The organism is Flavobacterium sp. (genome assembly GCF_965262375.1).
In the GTDB taxonomy this organism is placed as follows: domain Bacteria; phylum Bacteroidota; class Bacteroidia; order Flavobacteriales; family Flavobacteriaceae; genus Flavobacterium.
Genome location: NZ_OZ253527.1, coordinates 1742699 through 1762771 on the forward strand (window position 1 = coordinate 1742699; position 20073 = coordinate 1762771).

Genomic DNA, 20073 nt, shown 5'->3' on the forward strand with positions numbered 1-20073 from the left:
TACAATAAAGAAATGCCATATGTTAAAAAAAATATATCTTAGTGACTTCTTTGAGATGACTTAGTGAACTTAGTGGTTAAAAAAATAATGATTATGAATATCCTTCAAGACTTAAAACAACACTACCGACTAGGTGATTTGACCGTTAAGTTGATTTTTATCAATGTCGTACTTTTTGTAGTGCCTACATTGGCGGTGAGTTTGTTGCGACTATTTTTAGTTTCTTTCGATTATTATCCTTGGGTGGCTTTGTCTGAAAATGTGACTGCATTGTTATACAAACCGTGGACGTTACTAAGCTATAATTTTTTTCATGGAGGCTTAGTACATTTAGTTTTTAATATGTTAATGTTGCATTTTGCGGGTCGATTATTTACAACCTATTTTACCCAAAAGCAATTGTTAAGTGTGTATGTGTTAGGTGGTGTTTTTGGCGGAGTATTATATTTGTTAAGTTATTTGTTCTTGCCTTTTTTAGCGAATCAATCGGCTTATTTAGTTGGTGCCTCAGCATCAATCATGGCCATAGTATTTGCTACGACAACTTATCAGCCTTATATGAATTTGCGTTTACCATTGATAGGAAATGTACAATTATGGCATATTGCAATCGTTTTTTTGGTATTAGATTTAATTCAATTACCCTTGGAAAATACGGGAGGGCATCTGTCTCACCTTGGCGGTGCCTTATTCGGATTCATTTATATCAAAACTTTGCAACAAGGTTTCGATTTGGGAAAAGGGGTGAACACTCTTTTAGATGGTGTAGCCAATTTGTTTTCTAGAAGAAAAAGTGCGCCTTTTAAAAATGTATATCGCAACGCACAACAAAATAAAAGCAACACGACTTATAACAGCAGTCGTGTGGTGAAAAAAGATATGGCCCAACAGCAAATAGATGAAATTTTAGATAAAATCAGCCAGTCGGGGTATGAAAGTCTGACCAAAGAGGAAAAAGAATTTCTATTCCGTGCGGGGAAGTAGATAAAAGTTAGAATTCAGAAATTAGAAATTAGAATTTAGAAAATTCACAGACAACTAATATGAAGTTCAAAGTAAATTGTATTTCAAGATAATATCAGTATAACGGATGTAGATGTTAATTGTTTTGCTTTGGTTTTTATCCTAAATATTGGATTTATCTGACAAAAAATCGTTTCTTTGTAGTAGTTTTCAATACAGAAAAAATGAAGAACCTTTCTTGGTTTAATAAATTTGTTTTTGGTGTCAACGGTTTGGTAATGGTACTTACGTTTTTAGCGTATGTGTTACCTTTTTTGGCACCAAAATGGTTTTCCTTCTTGTCGGTATTGACCCTAGTATTGCCTTTTTTCTTAATACTCAATGCCTTGTTTTTTTTGTATTGGTTTTTGCAACTCAAGCGCCAAATGATACTCTCGGGTTTGGTATTACTCTTAGGAATCACCTTCATCAATAAATTTTATAAATTCTCATCAAAAGAAAAAGAAGCGTCTGATAAAGATTTTGTAGTGATGAACTACAATGTGCGTTTGTTTAATCTTTTTAAATGGATTCCAAGTGACGCTATTCCCGATGCTATTTTGGATTTTGTCAAAGAAAACAATCCTGATGTGCTGTGTGTGCAAGAATATTCGAGTACTGCCACGGCTAAGGTAGATTTCAAATTATATCCGTATCGGGCTATTTTTACCCAAGGAAATTTAATCAAAACCGGGAATGCAATTTTCTCTAAGTTTCCCATTGTTAACGAAGGAGAAATTACCTTTCCTGAATCGAATAACATTGCCATGTTTGCCGATATTAAAATAGGAAAAGATATTGTAAGGGTATATAACTTGCATTTGGAGTCGATTAAAATATCGCCAGATGTCAACGAAATGTCTGAAAATGTAGAAGGGTTCAGCCAAGCCAAATCGGAAGCTATATTAAAACGCATAGGAGAGGCCTTTAAAAAACAACAGCAACAGGCAGAAATTTTCGTGGCACATAAAAAAGATTGCGAATATCCATTAATTGTGTGTGGCGATATGAATAACAGTGCGTTTTCTTATGTGTATCGCACGGTAAAAGGCAATTTGCAAGATACGTTTGAAGAAGCTGGAAAAGGTTTCGGACAAACCTATAATTTTAAATATTACCCAGCGCGTATCGATTATATTTTTGCAGATGCACGCATGAGTGTAAAAAGTTTTAAGAACTTCCCTGATTTTATCAATTCAGACCATTTGCCTATAATGACGCGCTTGGCGCTGGAATAGGTGATTATGTTAATTTTTCCTGTAAGACCTAATATTATATGACCTAACAGGTTTTCAAAACCTGTTAGGTCTGTGGTTACGTCTATTGCAAACAAAAAAACACGGATTTATAAATCGATATAAATCCGTGTTTGTATACTAATTCTGCTGATTTAAAAAGTCAGTTCCTGTTGCAATAAATACTCTTTAGCATAACGACCTTCGTTAAATAATAGGTCTAAGATACTTAGGTTGTTGATAAAGCCGTGTTTTTCTTCAAATACTTGGCTGTAAGGTGTCAGGATTGAAATGTCTTTTTTACCGTTGGCTAAGGTACGCAAATCGGTGAAATATGGCGCTTCCTTAAAGTATTCTTCCGTTTTGTGATGCTCAAAATTCAAACCTAAACATTTGGAAACAATTTCAATAGTTTCGAAGTTTAAATCCATTAAAAATTCATGTTTCTTGGTGAATATAGGAGCCAGGGCATCTTCGTAATATTCAAAAAAAGGAGAGGTTCTATAGGCCGCTTCTAAGGATTTGAAGTGTTGTTTTTGCCAATCAAAAGCCGTTTCTAAGCGAATGTCTCTGGTTTTTTGATGAGCTTCTTTGCTGTGTTTTACAGGTATGTTCAACAATTGAATTCCGTTTGGACTGTAAATGTACATACGGTTACGATTGGTTTGTTTTTGGAAATTATCATCCATTTCAAAAGTCACTTTTTCTGCTTTTGCAATCGCTACAAAATGACTGATAGAAGGGAAGTATGTAGGGTGTATTAAGATATTCATTTCGTATTAGTTTAAAAGTTTCAGGTTTCAAGTTTAAAGTTGGGGACAAAGATGAACTAACTTTAAACTTGAAACCTGGAACATGAAACAAAAATATTATGCATTTTTCTTTTTCTTATTTCTATACCAATCAAATCCAAACCAAGCTACTAAAGCCACTAAGAAGTATTTGAAGTACGAAACAGGTTGTCCGTCGCCACCTACGGTACAGAATAAACGATCCCAACGGATTTTATCAATGGCTTTTGACCAAGGCACGTTCGGGTCAATACTCCACCAGATAAACACAGGTTTACCCACCACGTGGTCCATAGGAACGAAGCCCCAATAACGGCTATCTTCCGAACGGTGACGGTTGTCTCCCATCATCCAGTAATAATCTTGTTGGAAGGTATAGTTAGTAGCTTCTTTATCGTTGATGTAAATTTTTCCACCTTTTTCTTCTAATTTATTACCTTCATATACGGTAATGATTCTTTTGTAAAAAGGTAAGGTTTCCTTATTTAATGCCACAGTTTTGTGCGCTTCAGGAATGTAAATTGGACCAAAATTGTCTGAAGACCATTTTTGGTTATGTGGGAAAATACTTTTTTCAATAGATGTGGGTGCAGGTGTTAATTGCTTTACAATCGTTTTTACAATTGGAATGTTTTTAATACGTGCAACATTTTCATCGGTCACAGCACCAAAATAATATTCATTAGGTTTTCCTGTTGGGTATATCCCATCGGTAATTTTGTAGTCTTCAATTAATACTTGCGCATATTGCGATAAATCACCTCCATCGGTAGTTACCAAATAAGAATATTGAGGTTTTGCTCTTTCAGGTAAAACGAGTTTTTTATTGTCAATGTACACATAACCATCTTTTATTGATAAGTTATCGCCAGGTATACCCACACAACGTTTTACATAGTTAGAACGTTTGTCTTTTGGTTTGTCAATATGTTTTCCTGATGTATCAAAGAATTTATAAACGGTATCTGCTGGCCAGTTGAAACAAACGATATCGTTACGCTCTATTTTTTGTAAACCTGGTAAACGAAACGAAGGTAATTGAGGTTTGCTCAAATAAGATTTTGCTTTAACCACCATCATACTGTCGTGTACCATAGGTAAGGCCACCGCTGTAGAAGGGGTACGAGCTCCATAATGGAACTTGCTCACGAATAAGAAATCACCCACTAATAACGATTTTTCTAGCGAAGAAGTCGGAATGTTGAAAGGTTGCATGACATAGGTATGAACTAAAGTCGCTACTACAATGGCATACAGTAATGAAGCAACCGTATCACCTGATTTTGTCGTAGGAACTAAACTTCTGTCACGTTTGTATGCTACATTCAGCATGTAGTTTACATAGTAAATATAAAAACCTAGGGTTACTACGCCTAGAATAGTATCTTTTTCTTTGTTCTGACCAAAACTTCTTAAAATTTCAACCCATACCACTATAAACATAATCAGGTTTACAATAGGTACGAATAATAAGGCAGTCCACCAAGTAGGTCGGTTGATGATTTTCATCAATACGATTGCATTGTAAACAGGAACAAAAGCTTCCCACGATTTTCTACCCGCTTTTTCATACAATTTCCAAGTACCCAAGCCGTGAATTACCTGAACAACTAAGACGAATATTAACCACTGTATTGCTGTCATTTTAATTTAGAATTTAGAATTTAGAATTTAGAATTCTAAAAGATTATTGATTTAAATTGTTTAAAGATAATACATCCTTCATGGTGAAAACTCCCGTTTTGCCTACTAGCCATTCTGCAGCAATTACAGAACCTAAAGCAAAGCCTTCACGATTGTGTGCTGTGTGTTTGATTTCAATTTGGTCCACTTCGCTATCGTAAAAAATACTGTGAGTTCCGGGTATGTTTTCTATGCGTTTGGCTTCGATATGGATTTCGCTTTCTTTTGCTTTTTCCATCGTCCAAGTTTTATAGTTTGAATTTTCAATGATGCCATTTGCTAATGAAATAGCTGTACCGCTAGGCGCATCCAGTTTTTGGGTATGATGAATTTCTTCCATAGAAACTTTGTATTGTTCTAAATTAGCCATCATCTTAGCCAAATAATTGTTCAATTCAAAAAAGATATTTACACCTAAACTGAAATTAGAGCCATAAATAAAAGCGCCTTTTTTGTCTTGACAAAGAGCAGCCATTTCGTCATACTGTTCTAGCCAACCTGTGGTGCCACTCACTACTGGTATATTAGTAGCAAAACAGGTAGAAATGTTACTCACAGCACTACTAGGAACACTGAAATCAATAGCTACATCGGCTTTTTCTAAACCTTCAAAAGTGTCTTGACTCGATTTGCGTAATACAATTTCATGACCACGTTCTAAAGCAATGCGTTCAATTACCTTGCCCATTTTTCCGTATCCTAAAAGTGCTATTTTCATGGTGTTAAAATTTAAAATTTAGTGCTAAACCTACATTAGGATTTAGATCAATAGCGTTTTGTTGCAACTGTGGTCTTACTGTTAGTTTTTCATTAACGTTAAATTGTTGTAAGTGCGCATCTACGTTAGCATCAATAATGTTTAACGCATAGAAAGCAACAGTAAGTAAGAGGGATAAATCTCTGTTTTGTTGGTAAAATTTTTGTGCTTGTATTAACTGATCGTTGCTAAGTTTTTGATAATCCAAGTTTAAATTTGGGTCGTTTGCGAGACGCTTTTTGTATTCATCTCGATAACTGTCGTATTTATTTTGATTTGATATATAAAAATAAGTAGTAGTGCCTATAGCAGCAACTACTATGGGTACTTTCCAATAACTTTTGTTGTAAACCTGTCCAGCACCAGGAAGTAAAGCCGAATAGAATGCAGCTTTAGCAGGACGTAAAGGATCGATAGTTTTGTAAACAGTATCGTTAGCTATCAGTTTTATGTCTTTTTGGGCTTGTGCTTTAAAGATGCCTAAACTGAAGCTAACGAATAGTATGTATTGCCAATATTTCACTAAGAATTAATTAGTTTTAATAAGCGATTAAAATCTTCTTCAGAATGAAAAGGGATAGTGATTTTTCCTTTTCCATTTCCGGCAACTTTGATATCTACTTTTGTTCCGAAATAATCGTTAAAAGTTCTTTTTTCATCTAAGCCTACATCAAAAGCGGCTTCAGCTGGTTTTGCAGCTGGTTTGTCAAGATTGCCTTCGTGATAAGCTTTTACCAAAGCTTCCGTTTCGCGAACTGATAAGTTTTGGCTTACTATTTTTTGATAGATAGCGGTTTGTGCATCGTGGTCATCAATGTTGATAATAGCACGTCCGTGTCCCATCGAAATAAACCCATCGCGAATACCTGTTTGGATAATCGGATCTAGTTTCAATAAGCGCATGTAGTTAGCCACAGTTGAGCGTTTTTTACCTACACGGTCACTCACTTGTTCTTGTGTTAATTGGATTTCATCCATCAAGCGTTGGTAAGATAGCGCCACTTCAATGGGGTCTAAATCATGGCGTTGAATGTTTTCAACTAAGGCCATGGTTAGCGACTCATTATCGTCAGCCAAACGGATATAAGCAGGAACTGTTTTTAATCCAATTATTTTTGAGGCACGCAAACGGCGTTCACCGGAAATCAACTGGTATTTGTTGAAATCCATTTTGCGAACTGTAATTGGTTGGATAACACCTAGTTCTTTAATAGAAGTAGCTAGCTCTTGTAAAGCTTCTTCGTTAAAGTTAGTACGTGGCTGAAAAGGATTGATTTCAATAGATTCAATATCTAATTCAATAATACTACCTACTACTTTGTCTGCATTCTTATCAGCTGCTGTTTTGATGTCATTTTCAGGATCTTTCAAAATAGCCGATAATCCTCTACCCATTGCTTGTTTTTTTGCCAATGCCATAAAATCCTCCTATATGCTTTTATTAACTGTTTTTCTTAATGATTTCTGCTGCTAAATCTAAATAGTTAGTAGCTCCTTTGCTAGTAGCATCATAGTTGATGATGCTTTCTCCAAAACTTGGTGCTTCACTCAATTTGATGTTACGCTGAATTACCGTGTCAAAAACCATATTGTTAAAGTGTTTTTGAACCTCTTCAACCACCTGGTTAGATAAACGTAAACGAGAATCATACATGGTTAACAACAATCCTTCGATATCTAATTCAGAATTGTGAATTTTTTGTACGCTTTTAATAGTGTTTAATAATTTTCCAAGACCTTCTAAGGCAAAGTATTCACATTGAATAGGAATAACCACAGAATTTGCTGCTGTTAATGCATTCAAGGTTAAAAGACCTAATGAAGGAGCGCAGTCTATAATTACATAATCATACGTATCTATTACCGATTGTAATTGCTCTTTAAGCATGTACTCACGGTTTTCTTTATCAACCAATTCGATTTCGATAGCCACCAAGTCAATATGAGCTGGAATAACATCCACATTTGGAGAAGAACTTTCAATAATAGCCTCAGCTGGAGTACAACTATGCTCAAGGATTTGATAAGTTCCTAATTCAACTGCTTCAACATCTATGCCTAATCCAGAAGTGGCATTCGCCTGTGGATCAGCATCAATCAATAACACTTTTTTTTCTAAAGCCCCCAAAGCGGCCGCTAAGTTGATCGATGTAGTTGTTTTTCCTACACCACCTTTTTGATTAGCAATTGCAATTATTTTACCCATTTGATCTTCGAAATTTTGAGCCGTAAAATTACAATTATTTATGGGTTTTGAAAATCTATTTTGTTAACAATTTAATAAATGCTTATTGGTCAGGTTTTAGTTCAAATGAAACGGGTTGTTTATGACACGATTTGTTAAATAAATTAAGTTTTTATCTTTTAAAATTGCTCAAATAACTGTTTAAAAAGTAACCTTTTTATGTGAAATTTCATTTTTGTAAATTAAGAAAGAGCAAGCTCAAAAAAGCTTGCTCCCCATGGGTTGAATGTCTTTCGACAAACGACCAATAATTTGAAAAATAGAGATTGTCTTAAATTTTAACTAGTTTTTCTGCTGCTTGGATCAAAGTTTCATCAGTCTTTGCAAAACAAAAACGCAACATTTGTCTATCGGTTTGATCATTGTAAAATACAGAAATTGGTATAGCGGCTACTCCATGTTTTTGGATGAGTTCTTTAGCAAAATCCACATCATTTGTTTTTGAAATGTTTTGGTAACTAACCACTTGAAAATAGGTGCCATCGCAAGGCATTAACTCAAATCGGCTTTCTTTTAAAAGGTTTTTAAATAAATTCCTTTTTTCTAAATACATTTTTGAAACCTCCTCGAAATCCACCACATCTAGGTATGCTGCTATAGCGTGTTGGGAGAAGCTGTTTACGCTGAAAACTAAAAATTGATGTACTTTTTTTATTTCATGCATAATCGTTTCAGATGCGATTAAATACCCCACTTTCCAACCCGTAACATGCAAAGATTTTCCAAATGAAGAGGCAATGATAGTTCGGTTTTTTAGTTTTTTTCGTGTGTGGAATGAAATGTGTGGCTGGGTAAATGTGATGTACTCATACACTTCATCGCCTAAAACTAAAATTTGAGGATGTTTATCCAGTATAGTTTCCAATGCTTCAAAATCGGCAACAGTCCAAATTCTTCCGGTAGGATTATGCGGATTGTTGATGATGATCATCTTGGTTTTTGAAGTAATGGCCTCTTCAATTGTGTTAAAATTAGGGGTGTAATCGGGATTTAGGGGAACTCGAACTGAAATTCCACCTGCCATAGCCACTGAAGGTTCATAGCTATCGTAACTAGGATCTAAAATAATAACCTCGTCGGAGTTTTTAATAAGGGCATTGATTGTGCTATAAATACCTTGAGTTGCCCCTGCGGTAATTAACATCTCAGTATTTGTGTTGACTTTTCTGTTATAGCGGGTATAGGTTTGTTGGGCTATTTTATCCATCAATAGTGGTAATCCAGCCATAGGGGTGTATTGATGAATGTTTTGACGTATTAATTGCTCACTTATTCGGAGCAAACGTTCATCTTCTGGGAAATTTGGAAACCCTTGTGATAAATTGATAGCTCCTTGTTCGTGGGCTAGTTTAGACATTACAGCAAAAATGCTAGTGGATATATTAGGTAATTTAGACATGATTGATTAGACTGATAGACTGTTAGATTGATAGATTTTTAGGTTTTTGTGTTTTGTTTGTAATAGGTAAAAATATGAAAACTTTTAAAAATACAATGGCAATTGTTATTTGTAAAACTTTGGTTATTAAAAAAGCGCCCTTAGGCGCTTTTGAATTTTATTTGTTTAAAACCTCTGTTAACGGAATGGCATCAGTTCCGTTAGGTAAGGTAGTTTTCAGTTTTAAAGCTAATGTGGGTGCAATTTGGGTAATGTCTTTCTTTTCAAAATTTTCCCCTTTTTTAATGCCCCAACCGTAAAATAAACAAGGAACATGGGTATCATAGCTATATGGTGATCCGTGAGAGGTACCTGTAGTTTGATATTGCATATAGGCTGGTTTGTCTATAAGGATTAACTCGCCATTTTGCACAGGATCATAACCTTTTGAAACAAAATTCAAGTAGTTGTCAGCCACTGAACCAGCAATGATTTCGCTTTCATCATAGACTCTTTTTATGTGTTTTTGAGTGTATAAATACTCTTTAACAGCGTTTTTAACTTTACTTAGTTCGAGTCCTTTTTCTTTGATTTTTACTTTATCTAAAAAAACATTGAAAGAGTCGTAGGTTAAGAGTAAATTGTCGCCAAATTGTGTTTTTGTAAACTCTGCAATTCCATGTTCAATATTTTTCTCGTTGGTGTCTTCCACGTCATAACGATTGTCTTTTAGGTGCATTACATTTTCAGCACCTGCATGATCAGCCGTTAAGAAAAGTAAGTAATTATCCTTACCCACATTGATGTCTAGATATTGTATGAACGTTCCAAGAGTTTGATCTAAACGCAAATAAGTATCTTGCAATTCTATAGAACGCGGACCGTACATATGTCCTACATAGTCCGTTGCAGAAAAACTTACTGTTAAGAAATCTGTTTCATCATCTTTACCTAATTGTTCGTTTTCAATTGTCTTTTGTGCAAAATCAGCTAAAAAATTATTACCAAAAGGAGTGGTTCTTAAAATGCCTACATCGCCAGGCTTAGTCAGTTCCGCTAAGGCATAAGGGAAAAAAGCTTGTTTTTTATTTAATTTACCCTCATACGGATTGTCATCAGGTAAACTTTCATTGTATGTTTCTTTTGCTTTTAATAAGTCCCAACTTTGGTTTACATATTTCTCGTAATTTTTTTCATTATTGAATTGTGTTACCCATGCAGGTAAACTTTTTCCATAAAATGAACTAGAGATGAAATTTCCACTTTTACTAAACCAAAATGCCCAATCTGCAAAATGTCCAGCAGGTAAAATGGCACCACGGTCTTTTATACTTAATCCAATTACTTTTCCTTTAAAATTTGTGCTTAATTTTAATTCGTCGGTAATCGTTGAGGCTTGTAAGATTTTAGGAGACATTTTGCCCTCGGCTTCTGTACCGTTACCTATGGTGGTTACTCCTGCATCATCGGTACAATAAAGGTTTTTGCCAGTGGCTTTGTTAAACCATTCGTTGCCTACAATGCCATGAACTGCGGGTGTAGTACCTGTGAAAATTGAGGCATGTCCAGGGCCAGTAAAGGTGGGCATATAATTGTAGTGCATATTATGGTAGGTGTAACCATCTCGCAACAATTTCTTGAAACCGCTTTCAGAAAAATCATTGTAAAAACGGTTTAAATATTCCATTTTCATCTGATCCACAACGATACCTACGACCAATTTAGGACGTTTTACTTCAGCATTGATTTTTGGCGCTTGTGCACTAGCAACAAGACTCAATGCTGATAAGTATAATTTAAAAATGTCTTTCATTTAAAAAAAATTAGCCTGCAAATTTAAGGATAAATCTATAGTGAAAAGTTAATTAGATGTAAAACTTTTTCTATAAAAATAGGTTTAATTCGTTATTTGTTTAAAAACTCCCAAATATACCCGTTGATTTCAGCGCGTTGCGCTGGTGTGGCTTCGTCATCCATGTGATTGTGGATAGTGTTAGGTAATTTGATTAACTGAATGGTATATTTTGTTTGGTCTTCCGCTGTGGGTAATACGCCTTCATCGGCAGGTTGGTCGCTTGAACGCAAGGATAAGACCTTAACCGATTTAGATAAAGGTAATGCCATACGACGATTGTCTAAAGTGATGATGCGTTGTATTTTATTAGGGTATTTTTGAGGGAACAAAGCCGTCATATCGCCTCCATTAGAATGCCCAATAAGCGTAATGTCCTTATAGTTAAGTTTAGGGTGTGATTTTTTCATTTGTTGCAGCACAAATAGGATGTTATCAGCGCCTCTATCCCAAAAAGGTCTGCGTACCACTTGTGGTTTACCCTCCATGGGAATCAAGTCATCTGTAGGTAACTCATGTTGGATACTGACCACAAAGTAGCCTTTAGAAGCTAAAAATTCGGCTATAAATGAATAGCCCAGGTAAGCTCCGCCTTTATTTTGTCCATACCCATGACTGATGATAACTAATTTAGACGCTTTTTTTTGTTTTTTTTGACTTTGGTAAATAGCAATCGGAATGACTCTATTTCGTGTTTTATCGTTTAAAACCAAGGTGTCTAAACGGGTGTTTTGTTGTTGCGCATTTATGGTGTTAAAACTTAGAAAGAATAGCAGAGGTGAATGAGTTTTTTCATTTTTTGTATAAATGTGTTTTTGTGAATTAGTTTTTTAAAATCATTTGGAATCCTTTGGCAATATGTCCATTCATGGTCATAACCTCTATTTCTTTCTCTACTACAATTTCGAACTCCTGAGTTAATTCAAGTATCCAAGCTTTAGGATGATGTCTGAACGTAGCGCCTTCAGGCAAGGTGAAAACACCGTAATTTTCTTCATCATCATTAAGATGGAAATAGTTTTTGACTTCGGCAGAATTTTCCTGTAAGTAATAATCGCTGATATAAAGAATTCCTCCTTTTTTAAGTTTGGATTGTAAAAGTTGGATTAATTGTTTTTGTCCTTCATTTGAGGGAATACAAGTTAGAACTGCGAAAAGCAAGATGGCATCTGTACTTTCATTTTCTAGAGGTAAATCGTTAGGCTCTTGGATGACGTGTAGGGGTAAATTTTGGTGTTTTTTGCCTCTTTCAATTAGCTCTTTTGAAGTGTCAAAACCAGTGCAATGTGTATACCCCGCGTCAAAAAATTGCTGAATGATGCGACCGTAACCACAACCGTAATCGACTAAGCAGCTGGTTTTAACCAAATAGTTACTTAACAAATCTAAATCTAGAGGATGGGTAAAAGTTTTTTCTTGGGCAACTTTGTCCCAATAGTCTTTTTGATTGTCGATAGTCATCTGTTGTTTGTCGTTTGTTGTTTATTGTTTGTTGTTTATTGTTTATTGTTTGTTGTTCTGGGGAATTGTTTTCTATAGTTTTAGGGACATGGTCAAATTATCATAATACTTGCCTTTTTGCTTGAAATAATTTTTGATACTACCATTTTCTATAAAACCCATTTTTTTGTAGAGGGTAATGCCCGCCATGTTTTCAGTATATACTTGAAGCCATAAGAGTTCCAATTTTGGATTTTCTTTAGCCCATTGGATAACCGTTTCAAATAAATGTTTGCCTAAGCCTAAATTTCGCCATTCAACCAACATTCCCATCCCAATAACTGCGGTGTGTTCCATCGCTTTTCTTTTAGAACCCGTGGCGTCAATATTTCCAATGATTTGGTTGTCATATTCAGCAACCAATAAAAGCGAATTGTCCGATTCTATATACGATTTTATCCAATTTGGGTCAGCATCAATTTTCATTTCTTCGGGAAGTTTTGGAAGATATTCACTATCGCCTAGATAACTTCTAATACAGTTGGATAATTTTTCGGTATCTTCAATTTTTGCTTCCCGAAGCGTTAGGGTTTTACCGTTTTTAAGAGTGATTTTTTGAGGTTGTATTTTTGACATTCGTTTAGTTTTTTTTGAGATTAAGGTTTGTTGAGATAATTATTTTGCACAAAGCGAATGTGATGTAAATTATGTCCCACAGCCATAAATCCTAAGCTTCTGGCGGTAAATGAAACTCCGTTAGCAGTTCCTTTAAAATCCAACATCTCATCTGTCATATTTTGGTATAGAGCAAGGGTGGCATTTCTAACAGCGGTATATTCTTCGCGTAAATCAGCTAGACTATAGGTGAGGTTTTTCAATGGTGTCATATAGGTGTTTTCATCAAAACCAGCCAACTCGGTTGCATCAAAACGAGAGAAACGCAAAGCGCGATACGTGTAAACGCGTTCACAATCGATGATATGACGTATCACTTCTTTGATAGTCCATTTTTCAGGAGCGTAGGCAAAGTCTTCTTTGTAGGCTGGAAGGCTATCTAAAAATGCCAAAGTGAAGTCTCTACTTTGTTTTAATTCTTCGAGTAAATTGTCAGTTGGCACCAAATCGAAGAAATAATGCGAATACTCAGGAGCGTCTTGGTAAATTTTTGGATTGTTCATTTTTTCAATTGTTGCTTGAATAGTGTAAACTTTTTATTGTCTTGATTATTGCAATAGAGAATATCATTTAAAAATTAGAATTCCAACAAAACGGGGTCGGCATTTTTAAAAGTGGGTGCTTGTTCTATAATAGATGCGACTCTTTTTTTGTTGATTTTCATGGTGATGTCCGCTTCTGTGGTAAAAAGTAATAACGTCATAAACGGATTGTGTATATACGGAATCGTTTCAGGCTCCAATTGGTCCAATTCGACTATTTTTTCAATTTCTTGTAAGCCTTCGTTATAAATTTTGTGAATGACCAAAAGTTTTAAAACGCCTTCAACATTGGCAATTTTGATATATATGTTTTGCAATTCAGGTTTTCCAATAGTTTTGGCTAAGGTTAGTTTAGCAAAAGTTTTTTGGCTAATGCTTTCGCGAACCAAATTGAAAAAGTGCGTATAGGTTTCGTTATTCGACATGTTGTAAGATATTTTGGTAAAGTTACGTTTTTTTGAGGTTATGAAACAGCCGTAAAAGGCAAACACAAATTATCACAGATTTGCACAGATATTTCAAGCACGAATTCCACTAATTATCACGAATTTTAGTAAGTGAACTATGCAAAATCAAATGAAGAAATTTTGATGAGCTTTTATAATTGAAAAATAGTGAGCTTCGCGCATTCTTCGTGTACTTTGTGGTTAAATGTTCCTCAGAGTTTCACAAAGAAATCTTACTTGCTTTGTAATTGAAAAGTTGTGTGCTTTGTGCCTTCTTGGTGTACTTAGTGGTTGAATGTTTCACAGAGTCACACAAAGTTGGTACAAGGAAATTATCTGTGCTTTGTAATTTAAAAGTTGTGCGCTTTGTGCCTTCTTGGTGTACTTTGTGGTTAAAAAAAATCTTTATTTTTGAAAAACTATCAATCGGTTTTCTATAGTTACTTCTGAGAAACCATATGTTTCTTTAATCCATTCCATGGTTTCTTTTTGATACATAAATACGTGGGTCGTATCGTTTTTATAATACCATTTTTCAAAATCAATTTCAGGACTGTACAAATGCGTCATGCAATATAATTTTCCTTGAGGTTGTAATAATTGGTACAGTAATTCAAATTCTTTAGCGGGATGATGAAAATGTTCGATGACTTCACAACAAGCAATATAATCGTAGGCTTTGGTTAATGCCTCTGGAAAAGGATGGAAAAACGGGTCGTAGGAAACGATAGCATAGCCATTATCATTGAGAACTTTACTAACCGCTGAACCTGTTCCTGCGCCAAAATCCAAGCCCGAATGTGAGGGACTAAAATCATGTAAAATACCTTGGGTAATTGGGGAAACAAAATGAAGATAACCCGCATCGGTCACATCGTTATTGTGAAAGCGATAGTGTTTTTCTTCGTCTTGTGCGGTCATATACTGCTCAGGATGCAGAAGAATGGCTTGACAATTGGTGCATTGAAAATAATCACGGTTTTTGATGTTGTGAAACGGAGTGGTGTGGGAATGGCAAAGCGGACAGGTGGGGGGCATGTTGTAAGTTTGTTGTGATTTTACAAAAAAAAATATAAGATACGATTTTATACTTCGTTAGTTTATTTAGTGTTTTTGGTATTTAAACCAAAAAACCCTAACTACAACAGTAATTAGGGATTTTGTATTTATTAATTTAGTAAGTCAACTGAATCACTGAACAGTGATTACTGAAAACTAAACTAGTTTTGAACCAAAACCCATTCACCCGAAGCTAATAAATGCTCCGCTTTCTTGAATTTCATGGTTTCTGTTTGACCGCTCATGATATGTTTGATGGTCACTTCATCGTTACGGTTAATTTTCGGTTGGTCACGAACAATTGTTTCCGTTACTTGGTGCTGTTGCGGTTGTCCCGCTTGTTGCATGGTTTCACGTTGACGCTCAATTTGTTCTTCCATGTTCAAAACTTCTTCCTTGATTTCAATGTAGCTGTCTTGTGTATCTTCTTCTATAGCTTCTTGAATAGGAGCGTTTTGTTGTGGTAAATCTGCTTTGAATAAGAACGAAATAACCTCTTTATTAATGCCGTCTAACATATTTTTGAATAAGTTAAACGATTCAAATTTGTAAATCAATAACGGGTCTTTTTGTTCGTGTACGGCTAATTGTACCGATTGTTTCAACTCGTCCATTTTGCGTAAATGCTTCTTCCAAGCCTCGTCCACAATTGCTAACGTGATGCTTTTTTCAAAATCAGCAATTAATTGTTTCCCATGTGTGTCGTACGCTTTTTTCAAATCCGTTACTACATTCATTCCTTTGATACCATCCGTAAACGGAACGACGATACGCTCGAAATGATTTTCTGGATTTTCATATACATTTCTTATGATAGGGAAGGCCTCGTTTGCATCACGGTTGTTTTTGTCATGGTAATACTCGCTGGCCGCTTTGTAAACTAAACTAGTGATTTTAGCATCGTTTAAGCTTGTGAATTCCGTTTCTGAAACAGGAGAAGTAATCGATAAATAACGAATCAATTCGAATTCGAAATTTTTGAAATCTTTCGTTAATTTGTTTTTCTCTACAATATTGTCACACACATCGTAAATCATGTTGGCAATATCCAGTTTCAAACGCTCTCCGTGTAAGGCATGACGACGACGTTTGTACACTACCTCACGTTGTGAGTTCATGACATCATCATATTCTAACAAACGTTTACGAACACCAAAGTTGTTTTCTTCTACTTTTTTCTGTGCTCTTTCGATAGACTTAGTCATCATTGAATGTTGAATCACTTCGCCTTCTTTCAAGCCCATTCTGTCCATGATAGATGCCACACGGTCAGAACCAAATAAACGCATTAGGTTGTCTTCTAAAGACACGTAGAATTGTGAGCTACCTACATCCCCCTGACGACCTGCACGACCACGTAACTGGCGGTCTACACGACGTGAATCGTGACGTTCTGTACCAATGATTGCTAAACCACCTGCTTTTTTAACTTCGTCCGTCAATTTAATATCCGTACCACGACCCGCCATGTTTGTAGCAATCGTTACTACGCCTGGTTTACCTGCTTCAGCTACAATTTGCGCTTCTTGCTTGTGTAATTTCGCATTCAATACATTGTGTTGGATGCCTTTCATTTTAAGCATACGGCTTAATAATTCAGAAATCTCAACCGAAGTTGTACCAATCAACACCGGACGTCCTTGTTGTACCAATTCTTGTACATCATTAGCCACCGCGTTGAATTTTTCACGTACCGAACGGTAAATCAAATCTTCTCTATCGATACGTGCAATACCACGGTTGGTTGGAATTTCTACTACATCTAATTTGTAGATTTCCCAGAACTCACCAGCTTCTGTAACTGCTGTACCTGTCATACCTCCTAATTTGTTGTACATACGGAAGTAATTCTGCAAGGTAATGGTTGCGTAAGTTTGTGTCGCTTCTTTAATACGAACGTTTTCTTTCGCTTCGATGGCTTGGTGTAAACCGTCTGAATAACGACGACCATCCATGATACGACCCGTTTGTTCGTCAACAATCATTACTTCATTGTCCATTACCACGTATTCTGTATCTTTTTCAAATAGGGTATAGGCTTTTAATAATTGTGTTAACGTATGGATACGCTCACTTTTTACAGAGAAATCAGCAAATAAAGCTTCTTTTCTTTCAGCTTCTTCTTCTTTAGTTAATCCTGCTTTTTCAATAACAGCGATTTCTGTTCCGATATCTGGTAATACGAAGAATTTATCATCGGTATTTTTAGATAATTCTTTAATACCTGCTTCTGATAATTCTACTTGGTTATTTTTTTCTTCGATAACAAAGTATAACGCCTCATCTACTTGTGGCATTTTACGGTTGTTATCTGACATGTATTCGTTTTCGGTTTTTTGTAATAATTGTTTTACGCCTTCTTCCGATAAAAATTTAATTAAAGCTTTGTTTTTTGGTAAAGCACGGTGCGCACGTAACAATTGGAAACCTGCGTCTTTCATGTTGCCTTCTTTGAACAAACGTTTCGCTTCGGTTAGGAAACCATTTGCCAATTGACGTTGAATAGCAACTAAGTTATCAATGAAAGGTTTTAATTCGTTAAACTCATGACGGTCACCATCAACCACCTGGCCAGAAATGATTAAAGGCGTACGAGCATCGTCAATCAATACCGAGTCCACCTCGTCGACAATGGCATAATTGTGTTTGCGTTGTACTAAATCTTCTGGCGAATGAGCCATATTATCACGTAGGTAGTCAAAACCAAATTCGTTATTGGTACCATAAGTGATATCCGCTTCGTATGCTTTACGACGCGCTTCTGTATTCGGTTGGTGATTGTCAATACAATCTACCGTTAATCCGTGGAATTCAAATAATGGTGCTTTCCAAGTACTATCACGACGCGCTAAGTAGTCGTTCACGGTTACTAAATGTACTCCGTTGCCCGTTAACGCATTTAAATACATCGGTAAGGTAGCCACTAAGGTTTTACCTTCACCCGTTTGCATTTCGGCAATTTTACCTTGATGTAATACCACACCACCTATCATTTGCACATCGTAGTGAATCATGTCCCAAGTTACAGTCTTACCAGCCGCATCCCAAGTATTTGCCCATAAAGCATCGTCACCTTCAATAGTAATATAAGGTTTAGTTGCTGAGAATTCTAAATCTTTTGGAGTCGCTTTTACACGTACTTGAGTGTTTTCTTTAAAACGACGTGCTGTTTCTTTAACAACAGCAAAAGCTTCTGCGAGTATATCAGCCAAGGCTTTTTCAGAAAGCTCATAGGCTTCCTTTTCTAATTTGTCAATTTCAGAATAAACATCCTCGCGAGCATCGATATCTTCAATGGCTTCAACTTCAATTTTTAATTGAGCGATTTTAGCGTCTTTCTCAGCGCGGGCTTGTCTTATTTTTTCTTTGAACTCGGTAGTTTTTGCTCTCAATTCGTCGTTAGACAGAGCACTTAGCGCTCCCTCAAAAGATTTAATCTTATTGATAATCGGTTGAATGGCTTTGATGTCTTTTTGCGATTTATCGCCAACAAAAACTTTTAATATGCTGTTAATGAAACTCATTTTGAAATAGGCATTAAAAATTACAATTTATGAATTAAATTTTTTTCAATTCAATAATTGTAATTATTGAATTTTGTTTTTTTTCTCGCAGGGAGAAGGGTTTAATTACCAAAAAAAAGCCTCAGAAGAGACTTTTTTTAGTAGGTTTTATGCTTAATACTCATCCTCGTTCCAAAGATAATCTTCGTCTGATGGATAGTCTGGCCAAATTTCCTCCATCGATTCATAAATTTCTCCTTCATCTTCGATAGATTGTAAATTTTCTACCACCTCAAGAGGTGCGCCAGTTCTGATAGCGTAGTCGATTAATTCGTCTTTGGTAGCAGGCCACGGAGCATCACTTAAATACGATGCTAATTCTAATGTCCAATACATCTCTGTAAAATTTTAATTTGTGCAAATATAATTTTTCTACTAAAAAAATCAAGTTTTTTTTGATTTATTTTCAGTTAAATTTTAAGAACGTTTTTTAAAGTAATCAGTGGTCAGTTTTCAGGAATCAGCTATGCTTATCGTTACCATTTATTTTAATTGTTAGGATTACTTTTTCTGCTAACCGAATACTGTTTACTGAATACTGTTTACTGAATACTATTTCCTCGGTATCCAAGGCACTTCGTCAGCGTGCAAGTCTAATGACAACTTTCGTGCCAACACAAAAAGGTAGTCAGAAAGTCGGTTCAAATATTTTAAAACGAGTTCATCGGTGGGTTCTTCCTCGTGCAAATGGGTGGCTAAACGCTCGGCACGACGGCAAACACAGCGTGCAATATGACAATATGACACCGTAGTGTGTCCGCCTGGTAGGACAAAATGTGTCATAGGGGGCAAATCGGTTTCCATTTTGTCAATCTCATTTTCGAGGTATTCAATATCTGTTTCGGTCAAGCCTAAATTTTGTAAACGCTTTTGACCATTTTTTAGTACTTCTTTTTCAGGAGGTGTGGCTAAAATAGCACCAAGGGTAAACAAGCGGTCTTGTACTTCAATGAGCACGGCTTTGTACAACGGATTCATTTCTTGGTCGCGAATCAGTCCGATGTAAGAATTTAATTCGTCCACAGTGCCGTAGCTTTCAATGCGGATATGGTGTTTGGGAACTCGCGTGCCTCCAAAGAGAGCTGTGGTGCCTTTATCGCCTGTTTTTGTGTATACTTTCATTTTTGAGGGAAGGTTATTAGTTTAAAAGTTTAAAAGTTTAAAAGTTTAAAAGTTTAAAAGTTTTGTTGTGCTAGGTTTCATAATGTTTTACTAAGTATTCTTTGCGAGCTTCGTGAACTTCTTTGTGAACTTTGCGGTTAAAATTTATAAATTCAAAAGTATAAAAATGAAATTAAAATAACTTGAAAGGTTTTGTTTTTGGTTTCCATTTTTAAAAATAAAGTTCATTTTTTTTGCGAACGTCATGCGTTTCTTTATATCAATTGTATTAAAAACAAAAAAG

At 35.6% G+C, this 20073-nt stretch carries 19 protein-coding genes; 2 read left to right on the plus strand and 17 right to left on the minus strand.

The genetic code is table 11. The features are described from left to right. Positions 1 to 93: 93 nt before the first annotated feature. Together ACQY29_RS08040 and ACQY29_RS08045 are read left to right on the plus strand one after the other, a co-directional pair. Positions 94 to 984 carry a rhomboid family intramembrane serine protease gene (locus ACQY29_RS08040; RefSeq protein WP_428224705.1) on the plus strand — a complete coding sequence of 297 codons (891 nt, stop codon included), beginning with the start codon at positions 94 to 96 and terminating at the stop codon, positions 982 to 984. Between the two features lie 203 nt (positions 985 to 1187). Continuing rightward, positions 1188 to 2240, plus strand: a complete 1053-nt coding sequence (locus ACQY29_RS08045; RefSeq protein ID WP_428224706.1) for an endonuclease/exonuclease/phosphatase family protein — start codon at positions 1188 to 1190, stop codon at positions 2238 to 2240. A gap of 152 nt (positions 2241 to 2392) precedes the next feature. Here the strand turns inward: ACQY29_RS08045 and ACQY29_RS08050 are convergent, their stop codons facing one another. From ACQY29_RS08050 to ACQY29_RS08130, 17 genes are all read right to left on the minus strand, one after another. Beyond that, positions 2393 to 3010: a WbqC family protein gene (locus ACQY29_RS08050; RefSeq protein WP_428224707.1), complete on the minus strand. Its 618-nt coding sequence runs from the start codon at positions 3008 to 3010 to the stop codon at positions 2393 to 2395. A 96-nt stretch (positions 3011 to 3106) separates the two neighbouring features. Next, the gene (lepB, locus tag ACQY29_RS08055) at positions 3107 to 4672 is read right to left on the minus strand and encodes a signal peptidase I (RefSeq protein WP_428224708.1); all 1566 of its coding nucleotides are present in this window, start codon (positions 4670 to 4672) and stop codon (positions 3107 to 3109) included. 43 nt (positions 4673 to 4715) lie between these two features. Beyond that, complete coding sequence (gene dapB, locus ACQY29_RS08060; protein ID WP_428224709.1) at positions 4716 to 5429, minus strand: 4-hydroxy-tetrahydrodipicolinate reductase; 714 nt, start codon at positions 5427 to 5429, stop codon at positions 4716 to 4718. A gap of 4 nt (positions 5430 to 5433) precedes the next feature. Continuing rightward, on the minus strand, positions 5434 to 5991 hold the full coding sequence (locus ACQY29_RS08065) for a DUF5683 domain-containing protein (RefSeq protein ID WP_428224710.1): 558 nt from the start codon (positions 5989 to 5991) through the stop codon (positions 5434 to 5436). Further along, entirely contained in the window at positions 5991 to 6887 is an 897-nt protein-coding gene (locus tag ACQY29_RS08070; protein WP_428224711.1) for a ParB/RepB/Spo0J family partition protein, read from the minus strand. The genes ACQY29_RS08065 and ACQY29_RS08070 overlap by 1 nt, the downstream gene beginning before the upstream one ends. Positions 6888 to 6909: 22 nt before the next feature. Further along, positions 6910 to 7674 carry a ParA family protein gene (locus tag ACQY29_RS08075; RefSeq protein WP_428224712.1) on the minus strand — a complete coding sequence of 255 codons (765 nt, stop codon included), beginning with the start codon at positions 7672 to 7674 and terminating at the stop codon, positions 6910 to 6912. 310 nt (positions 7675 to 7984) lie between these two features. Continuing rightward, positions 7985 to 9112 carry a methionine aminotransferase gene (locus ACQY29_RS08080; RefSeq protein WP_428224713.1) on the minus strand — a complete coding sequence of 376 codons (1128 nt, stop codon included), beginning with the start codon at positions 9110 to 9112 and terminating at the stop codon, positions 7985 to 7987. A 157-nt stretch (positions 9113 to 9269) separates the two neighbouring features. Continuing rightward, complete coding sequence (gene pafA, locus ACQY29_RS08085) at positions 9270 to 10904, minus strand: alkaline phosphatase PafA (RefSeq protein WP_428224714.1); 1635 nt, start codon at positions 10902 to 10904, stop codon at positions 9270 to 9272. Positions 10905 to 10996: 92 nt separating this feature from the next. Continuing rightward, positions 10997 to 11656 carry an alpha/beta fold hydrolase gene (locus tag ACQY29_RS08090; protein ID WP_428224715.1) on the minus strand — a complete coding sequence of 220 codons (660 nt, stop codon included), beginning with the start codon at positions 11654 to 11656 and terminating at the stop codon, positions 10997 to 10999. A 109-nt stretch (positions 11657 to 11765) separates the two neighbouring features. Then, positions 11766 to 12404 carry a class I SAM-dependent methyltransferase gene (locus ACQY29_RS08095; protein ID WP_428224716.1) on the minus strand — a complete coding sequence of 213 codons (639 nt, stop codon included), beginning with the start codon at positions 12402 to 12404 and terminating at the stop codon, positions 11766 to 11768. A gap of 72 nt (positions 12405 to 12476) precedes the next feature. After that, positions 12477 to 13019 carry an N-acetyltransferase family protein gene (locus tag ACQY29_RS08100; RefSeq protein ID WP_428224717.1) on the minus strand — a complete coding sequence of 181 codons (543 nt, stop codon included), beginning with the start codon at positions 13017 to 13019 and terminating at the stop codon, positions 12477 to 12479. A gap of 20 nt (positions 13020 to 13039) precedes the next feature. Next, a complete protein-coding gene (locus tag ACQY29_RS08105; RefSeq protein ID WP_428224718.1) occupies positions 13040 to 13561 on the minus strand; it encodes a DinB family protein in 522 nt (173 codons plus the stop codon). A gap of 74 nt (positions 13562 to 13635) precedes the next feature. Further along, positions 13636 to 14025, minus strand: coding sequence for a hypothetical protein (locus ACQY29_RS08110; RefSeq protein ID WP_428224719.1), 390 nt, complete (start codon positions 14023 to 14025; stop codon positions 13636 to 13638). Positions 14026 to 14451: 426 nt separating this feature from the next. Beyond that, entirely contained in the window at positions 14452 to 15084 is a 633-nt protein-coding gene (locus tag ACQY29_RS08115; RefSeq protein ID WP_428224720.1) for a class I SAM-dependent methyltransferase, read from the minus strand. Positions 15085 to 15266: 182 nt separating this feature from the next. Continuing rightward, on the minus strand, positions 15267 to 18629 hold the full coding sequence (gene secA / locus ACQY29_RS08120; protein ID WP_428224721.1) for a preprotein translocase subunit SecA: 3363 nt from the start codon (positions 18627 to 18629) through the stop codon (positions 15267 to 15269). A 153-nt stretch (positions 18630 to 18782) separates the two neighbouring features. Continuing rightward, on the minus strand, positions 18783 to 19004 hold the full coding sequence (locus tag ACQY29_RS08125; RefSeq protein ID WP_014166495.1) for a DUF2795 domain-containing protein: 222 nt from the start codon (positions 19002 to 19004) through the stop codon (positions 18783 to 18785). Between the two features lie 216 nt (positions 19005 to 19220). Next, positions 19221 to 19790 carry a cob(I)yrinic acid a,c-diamide adenosyltransferase gene (locus ACQY29_RS08130; protein WP_428224722.1) on the minus strand — a complete coding sequence of 190 codons (570 nt, stop codon included), beginning with the start codon at positions 19788 to 19790 and terminating at the stop codon, positions 19221 to 19223. Positions 19791 to 20073 lie beyond the last annotated feature (283 nt).